The 15,444-nt window shown below is 44.0% G+C and carries 13 protein-coding genes and 1 pseudogene; 6 read left to right on the top strand and 8 right to left on the bottom strand.

Annotation, left to right across the window (positions count from 1 at the left end):
* The first annotated feature begins 322 nt into the window (after positions 1 to 322).
* Positions 323 to 1,735 carry a pyruvate kinase PykF gene (gene pykF / locus ZX61_RS15690; RefSeq protein WP_049845547.1) on the top strand — a complete coding sequence of 471 codons (1,413 nt, stop codon included), beginning with the start codon at positions 323 to 325 and terminating at the stop codon, positions 1,733 to 1,735.
* Positions 1,736 to 1,901: 166 nt separating this feature from the next.
* Positions 1,902 to 2,570, top strand: a complete 669-nt coding sequence (locus ZX61_RS15685; protein WP_049845546.1) for a GntR family transcriptional regulator — start codon at positions 1,902 to 1,904, stop codon at positions 2,568 to 2,570.
* Positions 2,571 to 2,596: 26 nt separating this feature from the next.
* On the opposite strand, the pseudogene ZX61_RS23785 reads toward ZX61_RS15685, so the two are convergent.
* The 3 genes and pseudogenes from ZX61_RS23785 to ZX61_RS15675 all read right to left on the bottom strand — a co-directional run.
* Positions 2,597 to 2,897 (bottom strand): annotated as a pseudogene (locus tag ZX61_RS23785) (GGDEF domain-containing protein); the annotation flags it as partial.
* Between the two features lie 103 nt (positions 2,898 to 3,000).
* Positions 3,001 to 3,696 (bottom strand): oxidative stress defense protein, encoded by a 696-nt coding sequence (locus ZX61_RS15680; RefSeq protein ID WP_049845545.1) that lies wholly within the window; start codon positions 3,694 to 3,696, stop codon positions 3,001 to 3,003.
* A 96-nt stretch (positions 3,697 to 3,792) separates the two neighbouring features.
* Complete coding sequence (locus ZX61_RS15675) at positions 3,793 to 4,689, bottom strand: LysR family transcriptional regulator ArgP (protein WP_049845544.1); 897 nt, start codon at positions 4,687 to 4,689, stop codon at positions 3,793 to 3,795.
* Positions 4,690 to 4,829: 140 nt separating this feature from the next.
* Here ZX61_RS15675 and ZX61_RS15670 point away from each other — a divergent pair, with 140 nt between their 5' ends.
* Positions 4,830 to 5,456, top strand: coding sequence for a LysE/ArgO family amino acid transporter (locus tag ZX61_RS15670; RefSeq protein WP_049845543.1), 627 nt, complete (start codon positions 4,830 to 4,832; stop codon positions 5,454 to 5,456).
* Between the two features lie 7 nt (positions 5,457 to 5,463).
* Positions 5,464 to 5,946, top strand: a complete 483-nt coding sequence (locus ZX61_RS15665; protein ID WP_049845542.1) for a YbaK/EbsC family protein — start codon at positions 5,464 to 5,466, stop codon at positions 5,944 to 5,946.
* Positions 5,947 to 5,989: 43 nt separating this feature from the next.
* Here the strand turns inward: ZX61_RS15665 and mscS are convergent, their stop codons facing one another.
* The 5 genes from mscS to tkt form a co-directional block, all read right to left on the bottom strand.
* Positions 5,990 to 6,856: a small-conductance mechanosensitive channel MscS gene (mscS, locus tag ZX61_RS15660; RefSeq protein ID WP_049845541.1), complete on the bottom strand. Its 867-nt coding sequence runs from the start codon at positions 6,854 to 6,856 to the stop codon at positions 5,990 to 5,992.
* Between the two features lie 324 nt (positions 6,857 to 7,180).
* Positions 7,181 to 8,257 (bottom strand): class II fructose-bisphosphate aldolase, encoded by a 1,077-nt coding sequence (gene fbaA / locus ZX61_RS15655; RefSeq protein ID WP_049845540.1) that lies wholly within the window; start codon positions 8,255 to 8,257, stop codon positions 7,181 to 7,183.
* Positions 8,258 to 8,410: 153 nt separating this feature from the next.
* Positions 8,411 to 9,571: a phosphoglycerate kinase gene (locus tag ZX61_RS15650; protein ID WP_049845539.1), complete on the bottom strand. Its 1,161-nt coding sequence runs from the start codon at positions 9,569 to 9,571 to the stop codon at positions 8,411 to 8,413.
* Positions 9,572 to 9,726: 155 nt separating this feature from the next.
* The gene (epd, locus tag ZX61_RS15645; RefSeq protein ID WP_049845538.1) at positions 9,727 to 10,767 is read right to left on the bottom strand and encodes an erythrose-4-phosphate dehydrogenase; all 1,041 of its coding nucleotides are present in this window, start codon (positions 10,765 to 10,767) and stop codon (positions 9,727 to 9,729) included.
* 133 nt (positions 10,768 to 10,900) lie between these two features.
* Entirely contained in the window at positions 10,901 to 12,895 is a 1,995-nt protein-coding gene (gene tkt / locus ZX61_RS15640) for a transketolase (protein WP_049845537.1), read from the bottom strand.
* Between the two features lie 323 nt (positions 12,896 to 13,218).
* Here tkt and metK point away from each other — a divergent pair, with 323 nt between their 5' ends.
* Entirely contained in the window at positions 13,219 to 14,373 is a 1,155-nt protein-coding gene (gene metK / locus ZX61_RS15630; protein ID WP_049845535.1) for a methionine adenosyltransferase, read from the top strand.
* 273 nt (positions 14,374 to 14,646) lie between these two features.
* Entirely contained in the window at positions 14,647 to 15,444 is a 798-nt protein-coding gene (locus tag ZX61_RS15625) for a DUF2189 domain-containing protein (protein WP_049845534.1), read from the top strand.

Below are 15,444 nucleotides of genomic sequence, written 5' to 3'. Positions count from 1 at the left end.
CTAAGACAATTCTTAAGCAGTGATATTGAAATCATTAGGTGGTAGAATTCGCCCCCTAAAAGAAAAAAAATTACAGAATTGACCGTTATTTTTTTGCAATCTGGCCACTATATCCTAGTTTTGTCACAAAAATACGGCATTGAATGGCATCAAGTTGGTCATAAAATGACTAAACTATGTGAAAGACTTTCAGTTCTGGAGCCAACTAGATGTATTGCTGTCATGAAGAGTTGGCAGGCACAAAATGCCTATTCGACAGCCTTGGTTTCAGACCAATAACCGACTTTCAAATTGTAACTATATCGACCGGAGAGTATCTTCCATGAAAAAGACCAAAATCGTATGTACGATTGGCCCTAAAACTGAATCTGTAGAGAAGTTAACTGAACTAGTAAACGCAGGCATGAACGTAATGCGCCTGAACTTCTCTCACGGTGACTACGAAGAGCACGGCACTCGTATCGCGAACTTCCGCAAAGTAATGGAAGAGTCTGGTAAGCAGCTTGCTATTCTTCTAGATACTAAAGGTCCAGAAATCCGTACTATCAAACTAGAAAACGGCGATGACGTTGATCTAGTCGCTGGTCAAGAGTTCACTTTCACAACTGACATTTCAGTTGTAGGTAACAAAGACAAAGTTGCAGTCACTTACGCAGGTTTCGCAAGCGACCTAAACGTAGGCGACACTATCCTTGTAGACGACGGTCTAATCGAGATGGAAGTACTGGCAACTTCTGAAACTGAAGTTAAGTGTAAAGTTCTTAACAACGGTGCTCTAGGCGAAAACAAAGGTGTTAACCTTCCTGGTGTTTCTGTAAACCTACCTGCACTATCTGAAAAAGATAAGAACGACCTTAAATTCGGTTGTGAGCAAGGCGTTGACTTCGTAGCAGCTTCTTTCATCCGTAAAGCATCTGACGTTCAAGAAATCCGTGAAGTTCTTGCAGCAAACGGTGGCGAGAACATTCATATCATCTCTAAGATCGAAAACCAAGAAGGTGTTGATAACTTCGACGAGATCCTAGAGCTTTCTGACGGCATCATGGTTGCTCGTGGTGACCTAGGTGTTGAAATTCCAGCTGAAGAAGTAATCTTCGCTCAGAAGATGATGATCGAGAAGTGTAACCGTGCACGTAAGATGGTTATCACTGCAACTCAAATGCTTGATTCTATGATCAACAACCCACGTCCTACTCGTGCGGAAGCAGGCGACGTTGCTAACGCAGTAATGGACGGTACTGATGCAGTGATGCTTTCTGGCGAAACAGCAAAAGGTAAGTACCCTGTTGAAGCGGTAACTATCATGGCTCAAATCGCGAACCGTACTGATTCAGCACTAAAAGCTGAGCTTGGTTCTCGCCTAGATAGCCCACGTCTACGCATCACTGAAGCAGTATGTAAAGGCGCAGTTGATACAGCTGAGAAGCTAGCGGCTCCTCTGATCGTTGTTGCAACTGAAGGTGGTAAATCAGCGCGTTCAGTACGTAAATACTTCCCAACAGCGAACATCCTAGCGCTTACAACTAACACTAAGACTGCAGCACAACTAGTTCTAACTAAAGGTGTAACACCAGTAGTTGTTGATTCTATCACTAGCACTGATGCGTTCTACGTGGCGGGTAAAGAGCTTGCTTTAGAATCTAACTTAGGTAACAAAGGCGACATCGTTGTAATGGTTTCAGGTGCACTAGTAGCTTCTGGTACTACAAACACTGCTTCTGTACACGTTCTATAATAAAACGCATACAACTGCACATTCTATTAAAGAGGGCTTATGCCCTCTTTTTTTATATATTACACTTGCTTGATCATTCCGTACGCTATATTATCAACCAACAATCGGTATCACATACTGTTTAAAATACTTGGATTTCACTAAGTCAGTAGATAAGGAATGCATCGTGTCTAGCCCGACATTAACAGATAAAGTCGCTAAATTGATTGTTCATGATATCTTGCATGGGCTACTTCAACCGGATGAAAAGCTGGTGGTTGCCGATCTAAAACAGAAATACGACGTCGGTGCATCACCAATTCGGGAGGCGCTAGTACAGCTTTCTTGGAGCAAGTATGTAAACTTACAGCCACAAAAAGGTTGTTGGGTTGCACCCATTGATATCGATGAAATGAATGATTTGTATGAGAGTTTACGCTTTGTCTCGTCGGTACTGATTAAACAAGCCATTGAAAATGGCGATGAGAATTGGGAGTTGGCGGTGCTAACTTCATTCCATAAACTTTCACGTATACAGCATGCTAAACAGGGTTTTATCTGGCAAGAATGGGAAGAGCGTCAACATCTGTTCCACATTGTCTTATTAGAAGGGGCACGTTCGAAAAATATGCTCGGGTTCTTTAGCGACCTCATCATTCAGATCAAACGTTATCGCTACTATGCAATCGTGAACGGTTTAGAGCATGACAGTTCTTGCTTAGATGAGTATGAACAAATTATGAAGTTGGTTTTAGCTAAAGATTCTGAGCAAGCAGCACAAAGACTTGATGCCCATTTAGAACACCATAAGCAACAAATTCAAACCATTATTGATAAGCAATCGGTAGCGGCATAGGCAAAGACAGTTAAGCAAAAATTTTAAGCGACATCTTCACCACCAATACGAGCAACAAAATCAGTCTCATGCAATGTCTCTTGAAGCATCTTTGCTACATTGACGATCACGCGATCGCCTTCATCATGACCAAGTTCATCGTTAATTCACTTGGAAAACTCGATATCAAGCAAGGCTAAAAACGCTTGGGGTTGAAGGATATTGCGCTAATAATCTAGCATGACGACGCAACTCCAGTTCAAATTTCCGACGGTTCCACAACTGGATTGGCCCGTCAGATTCACTTAATATACGTAAGCGCTCTTCAAGATCTTTGCGATTAGAAATAATAAAAAAAAACAGAGAGAAAAAGATCAGCGTAGTGGTGAAAAAATAGGATTAAAGCCCCTACTCAAATAAGTAGAATAGAGGCAATCTGGCCATATTGCCATCAGTCGATCTTATAGATCACATCAACACTGTCACGAATCACAATCGTCGAGTCTTGGTAACTGCTCGATTCGGTTCTCGCATCCATAGCCATAGAACGCATTAAGACAGGTTGATGACCCGACATTTTGTAGTCAATACGCCATACACCGTTAAGATCTTTTCCAAAGCCTTCAGCAAGGGACTGTGCTTTACTATTCGCATCCTTGATCGCAGCCATTCGTGCTTGCTGTTGATACTTAGCTTGATCTTTTACCTTTAACTGAATGTTATCGACTTGATTGATCCCAGAACTTAATGCCAGATCCAGGTATTGGTTCAGGTCTGATAAGTCTTCTACTGTGACTGTAATGCTGCGCGAGGCACGATAACCGACTAATTCTGGTTTTCCGTCTTTCGGGTAATGGTATTGAGGTGTGATGTAAAGGTTAGAGCTCGTCACATCCTGTTTCTCGACTCCTTCTTCATTCAACGCATCGAGAAATGTGCGCACAACTTTATCAACTGACTGTTTTGCTTGCTCTGCCGTCATGGTTGATTCAACTACCTTAACTGAGAACTGCGCCATATCAGGTTTGGCAATCACTTCACCGTAACCTGTGGTCGATAGATGAGGAAAATCAGGCGAACTTGCCAAAGCGCCAAAACTCAGCGTAGTTAATGACAATGCTGCAACAACAAAAGGGATCACTTTCATACTCAATTACCATATCGAATTAACTGCATACATCATAGATAACAGCATCATTTTGACCAAGTGCTTAGCCAAAATATGACAAAGAATTAACTCAATCTACTTAGGGAGTTTCTCATGGCTATAGTCAAGAATCGCTTGTGTCACCTGCTGTAAGATCCCACTCTCTAACTGCCAATGGTGCCAATACATTTGAAAACTCAGCTGAAAGCCTGGCATCAAATCAACCAAACGTCCTTGTTCTAATTCTTGAGCGATTTGTAACCTAGGAATCAAACAATACGCCACACCCAGCAAAGCAAGATTGACGAAGGCCTCTGAACTCGCAACATGATGGTGAACAATGGATTCTGGAGAGAGGTTGAAATGCTGCTTGAGAAAAAGATGATGCATCTCGTCATATTGATCAAAAGAGACCGCAGGCGATTGTTTTAAAGCTTCACGCGTCACTCCTTTGGCGAAATAACGCTCGGCAAAGTCTGGGTTTGCGACACACACGTAATCCATACGGCCTAAATATTGACTCTCACATCCAGAAATAGAAGTAGGCTCCCAGCTAATTGCCCCGGTCACCTCTCCTTTTCTTAACTTTTCTAGCGTACGACTTTCAAGATCAACCGAAAGATTAAACTCCACTTTCTTCTGTTTCATAAGCGGAGTGAGAGCTGGCAACAGCCATGTTGCTAGGCTATCAGCATTGGTCGCAATAAAAACTTGAATAGGCCGCGCATTTTCTTGATTGGTTAACTCAGGTAACACTTCACGTTCCAGCATTTGAACTCGATGATAGAAACCCATTAATTTTTTGCCCGTTGTCGTCAAGCGTAACGGTTTTTCTCGTATCAATACTGGTTTAGCTAGAAATTTTTCTAGCTGCTTAACACGTTGTGAGACAGCAGACTGTGAGATATACAACTCACTTGCAGCCCGTTCAAAACTACCTTGACTGACAACTGACTCTAAGGCTTCAATCCATTTGTAATCTAAACCTCTCACTGTGCTTCCTTAATTCCTCAATCATCCAGGCAAAATTATTAGCATAACTTATCATTAATTAAAATCATTAATTTTACTTATCATTCTAGCTTAATTATCTTGCCGATATTGAAATTGAATAACACATTGGAGTAAAGGCAGTGAATGCATGGTTAGTTTTACAAGGGTTTGGGCTTGGTGCCAGTATGATCATTCCGATTGGCGCACAAAACGCTTACGTACTCAATCAAGGTATTAAACGCCATCACCACCTGACTACAGCCACTATCTGTAGTGTGCTTGATATTGTCTTTATCTCGCTAGGAATCTTCGGTGGTGGTGCTCTGCTATCGCAAAATGAAACCTTGCTCATGCTTGTTACTTTAGGTGGCATCGCTTTTCTCGCGGTTTATGGTTCGCTGTCGCTCAGAAGTGCATTTGCAACTCAAGAGGAAGAAACTCAACTCAACCAAACATTAAGAGGCAAGCGTGCTGTCATTCTAGGTGCTCTAGCAGTGACGGTACTTAATCCTCACCTCTACCTCGATACCGTAGTGATTCTCGGCTCGATAGGCGGGCAATTTGAAGGCCAAGATCGAGTCGCGTTTGCCATCGGAACCATGATGGCTTCACTGGTATGGTTTTTTTCTCTTTCTATTGGCGCGGCAAAGCTGGGGCCGACATTGTCACAACCTCGAGTCAAGCAAGGTATTGATATTGCGGTTGCGATTATGATGTACGTAATTGCCGCATTGCTGGCAAAAGAGTTACTCAATCAATTAGCGTAGGTGGGGAATGAATAAGCTTGAAGAGATCTATCACTTCAACAAACAACTACTAAAACAGTTAAACGTTGATTACCAAGAGTGGCGGCACGAACCTATATTGGATTTTGCCACCGACGAGAAGGTGGCGGAACAATTAGGTTGGACAGGCACCCATAGTAAAAGCCTATTTCTCAAGTTTAAAGGTTCAGGCTATGCATTACTCTTAACCGACAAAGACAGCCGTTTAGACACTAAAGGGATTAGAGCCCTAACCGGGAAACGACCTTCGATAGTCAGCAATGACGAGATGATTGCGCAGATTGGTTGCGTACCGGGAGCGGTGTGCCCTTTCGGTTTACCCACTGAAGTAGAGATTATCGTTGATAGCAAACTGTATCAACACAATGAGATTCTTTATACACCTGGCAAACCAGAGGTGACTATCGGCATCCCAGCCAACCAATTAAAAACGGTCTTGGGTTCGCTGCAGAATAAGGTGCTAGAAATGTAAAAAGCGAGGCAATTAGCCTCGCTTTTCATTTAATGTCTGGAGGTTAAGCTTCCACTTTATTGACGTGGACATCCATTTGTGGGAATGGAATTTCAATACCTTCTTTATCTAAGCCTTCTTTGATAGCTTGCATCAAATCGAAGTAGACATTCCAGTAGTCTGCGGTTTTAACCCAAGGACGAACTACAAAATTCACTGAAGAGTCAGCTAGAGTATGCACGCCAACCTGTACCCCAGGCCCTTTAAGAATACGCTCGTCTGATTTACAGATTTTTGTAAGTAACTCTTTGGTCTTTTGCAAATCAGCACTGTACGAAACACCAATCATTAAATCGATTCGGCGTGTTTCATGACGTGAGTAGTTCGTGATTGGGCTACCGATTACACTACCGTTAGGAACGACAACCATTTTATTATCTGGCGTGGTAAGAACAGTTTGGAAAATCTGGATTGAGTCTACCGAACCTGCTACACCGCCAATTTCAACGTAGTCACCTGACTTAAACGGACGGAACGCAACGATAAGCACGCCAGCGGCGAAGTTAGATAGTGACCCCTGCAGAGCTAAACCTACCGCTAAGCCAGCCGCACCGATAACAGCAACGACAGAAGCGGTTTGAACACCTAAACGACCTAATGCTGCAATCAGAACAATAACAAATAGAAGGTAACGCACAAGGCCATGGATAAACTCGACAACCGCTTTATCCATCTTCTTCTTGTTTAAAACTTTAGCCACGCTGTTAGCGACCATTTTAACTAAGATGTTACCGACAAATAGAATCAGAATAGCGGAAATAATGTTCACACCATACTGGACAAAAAGATCGGAATTATTAGTCAACCACTGCTCGGCATGACCTAAACCATCAACTAAAGGAGTTTCAATCCCTGCTGATTCACCTGCCATAATTTATATCCTCTCAATAAAATGATTCTATGAACCAAACTGCTTGTAATTACTAATCAACAACGACATCCCTATACATTCACCGAAGCAATGTCAGCTTTTTGGCACGATATCTCATTTTTGACTATTCTCAAAGTTATGTTTTTGCAAACAGAGCAAAAACAAAAACTTATCATAAATCTCTGATATCGGCATATTACAGGTTACGCAACAAATCTCCGTTATGCCATAACTTTCACGTCTCAAGTAGAGAGCTTTGGTAAATGACAGATATAAAAAAACCCGCTCTAAAAGCGGGTTTTTATTTAACTGAGTAAAGACGAATTATAGTACGTCTACTGCGTTAAGATCAGCGAATGCTTTCTCAAGACGAGCAACCATAGAAGCTTGACCAGCACGTAGCCATACGCGTGGATCGTAGTACTTCTTGTTTGGCGCATCTTCACCTGTTGGGTTACCGATTTGGCCTTGCAGGTAATCACGGTTTTCCGCTTCGTACGCACGGATACCATCCCATGTAGCCCACTGTGTATCAGTATCGATGTTCATTTTGATAACACCGTAGCCGATAGACTCTTGGATTTCTGCTTCAGTAGAACCAGAACCGCCGTGGAATACGAAGTTTAGAGCGTTAGGAGCAATACCGAACTTCTCTGCACAGTATGCTTGAGAGTCACGTAGGATAGTTGGAGTTAGTACAACGTTTCCTGGCTTGTAAACACCGTGTACGTTGCCGAAAGATGCTGCGATAGTGAAACGTGGGCTAACAGCGCTTAGTTTCTCGTATGCGTATGCAACATCTTCTGGAGAAGTGTAAAGCTCAGATGCGTCCATATCAGAGTTATCTACGCCGTCTTCTTCACCACCAGTACAACCAAGTTCGATCTCGATTGTCATGTTCATTTTAGCCATGCGCTCTAGGTACTTAGCACATGTTTCGATGTTCTCTTCTAGAGACTCTTCAGAAAGGTCTAGCATGTGAGAAGAGAATAGCGGCTTACCAGTTTGAGCGAAGAACTCTTCACCAGCGTCTAGTAGACCGTCGATCCATGGAAGAAGTTTCTTAGCAGCGTGGTCAGTGTGTAGGATAACTGGAACACCGTAAGCTTCAGCTACAGCGTGAACGTATTTAGCACCAGCTACAGCACCAAGGATTTGAGCACCTTGACCTTCAAGTTTAACGCCTTTACCAGCGAAGAAAGCTGCACCGCCGTTAGAGAACTGAACAACAACAGGAGATTTAACTTTCGCTGCTGCTTCTAGTACTGCGTTTACAGAGTCAGTACCAACAACGTTTACTGCTGGAAGTGCAAATTTGTTCTCTTTTGCTACTTCAAATACTTTCTGTACGTCGTCGCCAGAGATAACACCTGGTTTTACGAAATCGAAGATCTTAGACATGGATTTAATCCTATTTATCTGTCGTTTTAAAAATAAAACTTGTTAAGTTTAAATTCTTGCAAACGTTTGCTCACAACTCGCGCTATTCTAGCAAAAAAGTGTGATGTGCAGCAAACAAGAAAGCGGGAGATTAACTCTCCCGCTTTCACTTAATTACTTAGCGCGCTCTTCAAGCATTGCTACAGCTGGAAGTACTTTACCTTCAACGAACTCAAGGAATGCACCACCACCAGTAGAGATGTATGATACGTCAGCTTTGATACCGAACTTGTCGATAGCTGCTAGCGTGTCACCACCACCTGCTACAGAGAAACCTGCAGATTCAGCGATTGCTTTAGAGATACCCGCTGTACCCGCTTCGAAGTTCTTGAATTCGAATACGCCTACAGGGCCGTTCCAAAGGATAGTTTTCGCGTTGCCGATGATTTCAGCTAGAGCTGCAGTTGAATCTGGACCTAGGTCGAAGATCATGTCGTCATCTTGAACTTCGGAAACGTGTTTGATTTCCGCTTCTGCGTTTTCATCAAATGCTTTTGCACATGCAACGTCAGTTGCTACTGGGATTGAACACTCTTTCATTAGTTTCTGAGCAGTTTCAACTAAGTCGGCTTCGTATAGAGACTTACCTACGTTGTGACCTTCAGCTGCGATGAACGTATTTGCGATACCACCACCAACAACAAGTTGATCAGCTACTTTCGATAGTGACTCTAGAACTGTTAGTTTAGTAGAAACTTTAGAACCACCAACGATAGCGACTAGTGGACGCTCTGGATTGTCCATTGCTTTACCTAACGCTTCAAGTTCAGCAGCTAGTAGAGGACCAGCACACGCAACAGGTGCGTTCATACCAACACCGTGAGTAGACGCTTGTGCACGGTGAGCCGTACCGAATGCATCCATTACGAAGATGTCACATAGTGCAGCGTACTTCTTAGAAAGCTCTTCTTCGTTCTTCTTCTCGCCTTTGTTAAAGCGAACGTTTTCAAGCACAACTAGCTCACCAGTATTTAGCTCTAGGCCTTCTAGGTAATCTTTTGCTAGCTTAACTTCGCAATCTAACGCGTCGTTTAGGTAGTTAACAACTGGTTGTAGAGAGAACTCTTCTGCGTATTCACCTTCAGTCGGACGACCTAGGTGAGAGGTAACCATAACTTTCGCGCCTGCTTCTAGACAGTGCTTGATTGTTGGTAGAGATGCTAGGATACGTGCATCAGAAGTCACTTTGCCTTCTTTTACTGGTACGTTTAGGTCGGCACGGATAAATACGCGTTTACCTGCTAGATCCAGGTCAGTCATCTTGATTACAGACATGATGTGTCCTCTCAAATTTTAATAAGTAAAGTTTTCAGTAGCCCGGCAACCCTGCCAGACCTATTAATTCTTTAAGCGCTGTTGGTATAGTGGAGATGCTTAATATTTATTTCAAGGTTTAAAATAAACAATTCTCCCAGCTTCTGCTTTACAACTTATTCAGCAGATTGCATTGCGAGCGCAGTGTCCAACATACGATTCGCAAAGCCCCATTCGTTATCACACCATACGAGCATTTTTACTAAGTGCCCGTTACTAACTCGAGTCTGTGTACCATCGACAATCGCGCTATGGGGATCGTGATTAAAGTCGATAGAAACGAGCGGCGCTTCAGTATAGTCAACAATGCCCTGTAATGTACACTGAGATACGTTAACAATGGTTTGATTTACGTCATTAACTTTCACATTCGTATTAATAGTGACACTTAAATCCATCGCGGTGACGTTAACTGTCGGTACTCGGACTGAGATTGCCTCAAATTTGTTAGAAAATTTCGGGAATATTCTTTCAATACCTTTATGCAACTTAGTGTCTACGGGGATAATCGACTGGCTTGCTGCTCTGGTACGCCTTAGATCCGTATGGTACGCGTCAATCACTTGCTGATCATTCATTGACGAGTGAATAGTGGTAATCGTACCAGACTCGATTTCAAACGCATCATCAAGCGCTTTAATGATCGGCACAATACAGTTAGTGGTACAGGAACCATTCGAGACAACGTTATGCTCTGCCTTTAGCGTCTGGTGGTTGACTCCATAGATAATGGTATTATCGAGATCATTCGCGCCTGGATGCGAAAACAACACTTTCTTCGCCCCTGCTTTGATATGTTCCTGTCCATCAGCTTGGCTACCAAACACACCTGTGCAGTCAAGAACCAAGTCAACCTCAAGATCGCGCCAAGGCAAAAGTTCAATATCACTCAGATGCAGAATACGAATTGAGTCAAACTCTCCCGTCCCTTGATAAGGGACGTCATGATGGATATAGATATGCTCTTGGTCATTAGTTACTCTCTTACCAAACCGACCATGGCTCGTATCGTATTGAAGCAAATGAGCCATAGCGTCAGGTTGCGCCAGCTCATTGACCGCAACGACCTTAATTTGCTGGTTTTTACCACTCTCATAGACTGCCCGTAAAACATTACGGCCAATACGCCCAAACCCGTTGATCGCAACTTTCAGCATAACTCCATCGCCCTACATCATTTTCGTGTCACAAATACTACCTGATAGCTTTATAAATCGCATCTAGTTCATCGTATCGGGTAAAAACAAAAAAGCCGAGTCACAAGGACCCGGCTTTCAAAGCAATTAACAATTAAGCTAGAAGCTCTTTCGCTGTGTTGACTACGTTTTCTGTAGTGAAACCAAACATCTTGAATAGCTCGCCTGCTGGTGCAGATTCACCGAATGTTGTCATACCGATGATTTTACCACCGAAGCCAACGTACTTGTACCAGAAGTCAGCAATGCCAGCTTCTACTGCGATACGAGCTGTTACATCTGAGGGTAGTACTGCTTCACGGTATTCAGCGTCTTGCTTGTCGAATGCATCTGTTGATGGCATTGAAACAACGCGTACTTGCTTGCCTTCAGCCGTTAGTTGCGCTGCTGCTTCTACTGCTAACTCAACCTCTGAACCTGTTGCGATAAGGATAAGCTCTGGCTTGCCTGCACAATCTTTCAGGATGTAGCCACCCTTAGCGATGTTAGCCACTTGATCTTCGCTACGCGCTTGCTGTGCAAGGTTTTGACGAGAGAAGATTAGAGCAGTAGGGCCATCTTTGCGCTCAATTGCTAATTTCCATGCCACTGCCGACTCAACTTGGTCACATGGACGCCATGTGCTCATGTTTGGCGTTAGACGTAGAGATGCCATTTGCTCAACTGGTTGGTGAGTTGGACCATCTTCGCCTAGGCCGATAGAGTCGTGCGTGTAAACTTGGATGTTCTGAACTTTCATCAGAGCAGCCATACGCATTGCGTTACGTGCGTATTCCATGAACATTAGGAAAGTTGCACCGTATGGTACAAAACCACCATGCAGAGCAATACCGTTCATGATTGCTGTCATACCGAACTCACGTACACCATAGTGGATGTAGTTACCAGAAGCATCTTCTGCAGATACTGACTTAGAACCAGACCACATGGTTAGGTTAGAAGGCGCAAGGTCAGCAGAGCCGCCTAGGAATTCTGGTAGCATAGCACCGAACGCTTCTAGAGCATTTTGCGACGCTTTACGTGATGCAATATTGGCTGGGTTCGCTTGAAGATCAGCAATGATTGCGTTTGCTTTCTCTTCCCACCGTGCTGGTAGGTCGCCGTTTAGACGACGATTAAGCTCTGCTGCTTCAACTGGGTAAGCTGCCGCGTATGCATCGAATTTAGCATTCCACGCAGCTTCCTTAGCTGCACCTGCTTCTTTTGCATCCCACTGTGTATATACATCAGCAGGGATTTCAAATGGACCGTATTCCCAACCAAGCTCTTTACGTGTTGCTGCAATTTCTTCAGCGCCTAGTGGTGCACCGTGACAGTCATGTGAACCAGACTTATTAGGCGAACCAAAACCGATCACTGTTTTAGTACAGATTAGCGTTGGTCGAGGATCTGCTTTCGCTGCAATAATTGCTGCGTTAATCGCTTCAGAATCATGACCGTCTACTGCTGGGATCACGTGCCAGCCGTAAGCTTTAAAACGCTTAGGTGTATCGTCAGAGAACCAACCTTCAACTTCACCATCGATTGAGATGCCGTTGTCATCCCAGAACGCGATAAGTTTACCAAGACCTAGTGTACCTGCCAGTGAACACGCTTCATGAGAGATACCTTCCATCAGACAGCCGTCACCCATGAATGCATAAGTGAAGTGGTCAACGATGTCGTGGCCTTCTTTGTTGAACTGTGCTGCAAGGGTCTTCTCAGCCAGCGCCATACCTACAGCGTTAGTGATACCCTGGCCTAGTGGCCCAGTTGTTGTTTCGATACCTGGTGCGTAACCGTACTCTGGGTGACCTGGAGTCTTAGAGTGCAGCTGACGGAAGTTTTTCAAATCGTCGATAGACAGCTCGTAACCTGCTAGGTGCAGTAGCGAGTATATAAGCATAGAACCGTGGCCGTTTGATAGTACGAAACGGTCGCGGTCAGCCCACTCTGGGTTTGCCGGGTTATGGTTTAGATGTGAGCGCCAAAGAACTTCAGCGATATCAGCCATACCCATAGGTGCACCTGGGTGGCCAGAGTTTGCTTGTTGTACACCGTCCATACTTAGCGTACGGATTGCATTAGCGAGATGTTGACGAGAAGACATGTCAGCTCCTGAATGGATTAAGCGAATCAAAATAAAATGGGCGATAATTCTCTCAAAGCACCACCAGCACTGCAATCGTTTTCCAAGACAAAAGCTCACAAATTTCTTAGCTTTCGCAGCAAATCGACAAAAGTTACTAATATTTCGAACAGTTAAAGCAAACGTTTGGTTTTATCAAATAGCAAAAAAGAGCTTGTAATCCGAGCGTTCAAAACTAAAATAGACGTCTAGATGTAGATACACCTACAGATATCAGTATTATTTATTAGTGCTCCACCTTTAATAACGGGAGCGCTCTCTAAAAAATTAAAAGTGGAGCTCACATGGCTAAGCACCTGTTTACTTCTGAGTCTGTTTCAGAAGGTCATCCAGATAAAATTGCTGACCAAATTTCTGATGCAGTCCTTGATGCGATTCTAGAGCAAGATCCAAAAGCACGTGTTGCGTGTGAAACTTACGTAAAGACTGGCATGGTGATGGTTGGTGGTGAAATCACAACATCAGCATGGGTAGATATCGAAGAGCTAACTCGCCAGACGGTACGTGAAATCGGTTACGTTCACTCTGATATGGGGTTCGATGCAAACTCTTGTGCAGTTCTAAACACTATCGGTAAGCAGTCTCCTGACATCAACCAAGGTGTTGATAAAGCGGATCCTAAAGAGCAAGGCGCTGGTGACCAAGGCATCATGTTCGGTTACGCGACTAACGAAACTGACATTCTAATGCCAGCACCGATTACCTACTCGCACCTTCTTGTACAAAAACAAGCTGAAGTACGTAAAAACGGCACACTGCCATGGTTACGCCCTGACGCTAAATCTCAGGTAACCTTCCAGTACGACCAAGGTAAGATTGTTGGCATTGATGCTGTGGTTCTTTCTACACAGCACTGTGATTCAATCTCTACACCAGACCTGCGTGAAGCGGTAATGGAAGAGATCATCAAACCTGTACTGCCTTCTGAGTGGATCAACAAAGAGACAAACTTCTTCATCAACCCAACTGGTCGCTTCGTCATCGGCGGTCCTATGGGTGACTGTGGTCTAACAGGTCGTAAGATCATTGTTGATACTTACGGTGGTGCAGCCCGTCACGGCGGCGGTGCTTTCTCTGGTAAAGATCCATCAAAAGTTGACCGCAGCGCAGCATACGCAGCGCGTTACGTAGCTAAGAACATTGTTGCTGCAGGCCTAGCAGATCGTTGTGAAATTCAACTTTCTTATGCTATCGGTGTGGCAGATCCAACCTCTATAATGGTTGAAACCTTCGGTACTGAGAAAGTATCGCAAGACATTATCGTTGAAGCAGTACGTCAACACTTCGATCTTCGCCCATACGGTCTGCAAGAGATGTTGAACTTACTTCAGCCTATCTACAAAAAGACAGCTGCATACGGTCACTTTGGTCGCGAAGAGTTCCCTTGGGAAGCAACAGACAAAGCAGCACTACTACGTGAGTTTGCTGGTCTGAAATAATCTTGCATTGCTCGAACAAACAGTTAAAGAACGTCTGGTTTACCAGACGTTCTTTTTTTGTACGCAAAAAAACATCAAGAAATTTGTATTTTTTTGCCATGGGGTCAATAGTTAAAAATATGTTAACGGACAAAATCACTCATCGATTTCGCTTCGTAAACAGTTTAACTGATGCGCCGCTTACATCAACGACGTCGCCAAGCCGGGCATCGAGTTCCATTCACTGCTGCTTAACTAGCACAGTGTAGGTAGAGAATCGATCAAGGAGGGCGTATGCCTCGTACGGTTAACTCAGACGACTTCAAAGATAAACAAAAGCAGGTCCCAGATTCAGAATACGCCCGCACTATTCAGTGCAATCAGGTCAGTATTTCAGCTCCATTCCACTGGCTTGCACTCGGTTTGCATGACTTCGTCCGCATGCCTCTGATCAGTGCTTTTTACGGTTTGTGCTTTATGGCCGCCGCAATTGGCATCGTTTTACTTGTCCAATGGCAAGGCACCCACTTAGTGGTGATGCCAAGTCTTGTGGTTTACATGCTGATTGGTCCTTTCCTTGCTCTCGGGCTCTATGATGCAAGTTGGGAGAGAGAAAGAGGCCACAATGCTAGCCTGTTACACTCAATGAAGGCAATCAGCCGTAACTCTACCTCGCAATGGGCGTTTGCGGTGTTACTGGCGGTGTGTATGATTTTTTGGATGAGAATTGCTGCACTGCTTCATGCGCTTTATCCATCGGTGCAAGGTGCACCACTGACTGACTTCATGCCATTTCTAGTGATAGGTTCTTTAGTTGGCTTAATTCTAGCTTGCGTGGTATTTAGCATTTCTGCCTTCTCTATTCCACTAATGATGGAGCGCCGCGTCGATATGATGACTGCGGTATTCTCAAGCTTTAACGCCGTAAAGTCGAATATCCCGGCAATGATTGTGTGGGCAGCATTGATATGCGGCGGTATATTAGTGGGCTTTGCAACTTACGGAATTGGTATGCTGTTTACCATGCCAATTCTCGGCTACGGTACGTGGCACGCTTATCACGAGACAATCAAGAAAAAACATCTCCCATAA

Source organism: Vibrio sp. VPAP30, from assembly GCF_001188205.1.
GTDB lineage: Bacteria > Pseudomonadota > Gammaproteobacteria > Enterobacterales > Vibrionaceae > Vibrio > Vibrio bivalvicida.
The sequence above is the reverse complement of the archived record's forward strand: the minus strand, read 5'-3'. Positions and strand labels throughout refer to the sequence as shown.

Coding starts and splice junctions, on each gene's coding strand:
- fbaA (WP_049845540.1), bottom strand. CDS start 8,257: ATGTCTAAGATCTTCGATTTCGTAAAACCAGGTGTTATCTCTGGCGAC.
- metK (WP_049845535.1), top strand. CDS start 13,219: ATGGCTAAGCACCTGTTTACTTCTGAGTCTGTTTCAGAAGGTCATCCA.
- ZX61_RS15650 (WP_049845539.1), bottom strand. CDS start 9,571: ATGTCTGTAATCAAGATGACTGACCTGGATCTAGCAGGTAAACGCGTA.
- ZX61_RS15625 (WP_049845534.1), top strand. CDS start 14,647: ATGCCTCGTACGGTTAACTCAGACGACTTCAAAGATAAACAAAAGCAG.
- pykF (WP_049845547.1), top strand. CDS start 323: ATGAAAAAGACCAAAATCGTATGTACGATTGGCCCTAAAACTGAATCT.
- tkt (WP_049845537.1), bottom strand. CDS start 12,895: ATGTCTTCTCGTCAACATCTCGCTAATGCAATCCGTACGCTAAGTATG.
- ZX61_RS15680 (WP_049845545.1), bottom strand. CDS start 3,696: ATGAAAGTGATCCCTTTTGTTGTTGCAGCATTGTCATTAACTACGCTG.
- mscS (WP_049845541.1), bottom strand. CDS start 6,856: ATGGCAGGTGAATCAGCAGGGATTGAAACTCCTTTAGTTGATGGTTTA.
- ZX61_RS15665 (WP_049845542.1), top strand. CDS start 5,464: ATGAATAAGCTTGAAGAGATCTATCACTTCAACAAACAACTACTAAAA.
- epd (WP_049845538.1), bottom strand. CDS start 10,767: ATGCTGAAAGTTGCGATCAACGGGTTTGGGCGTATTGGCCGTAATGTT.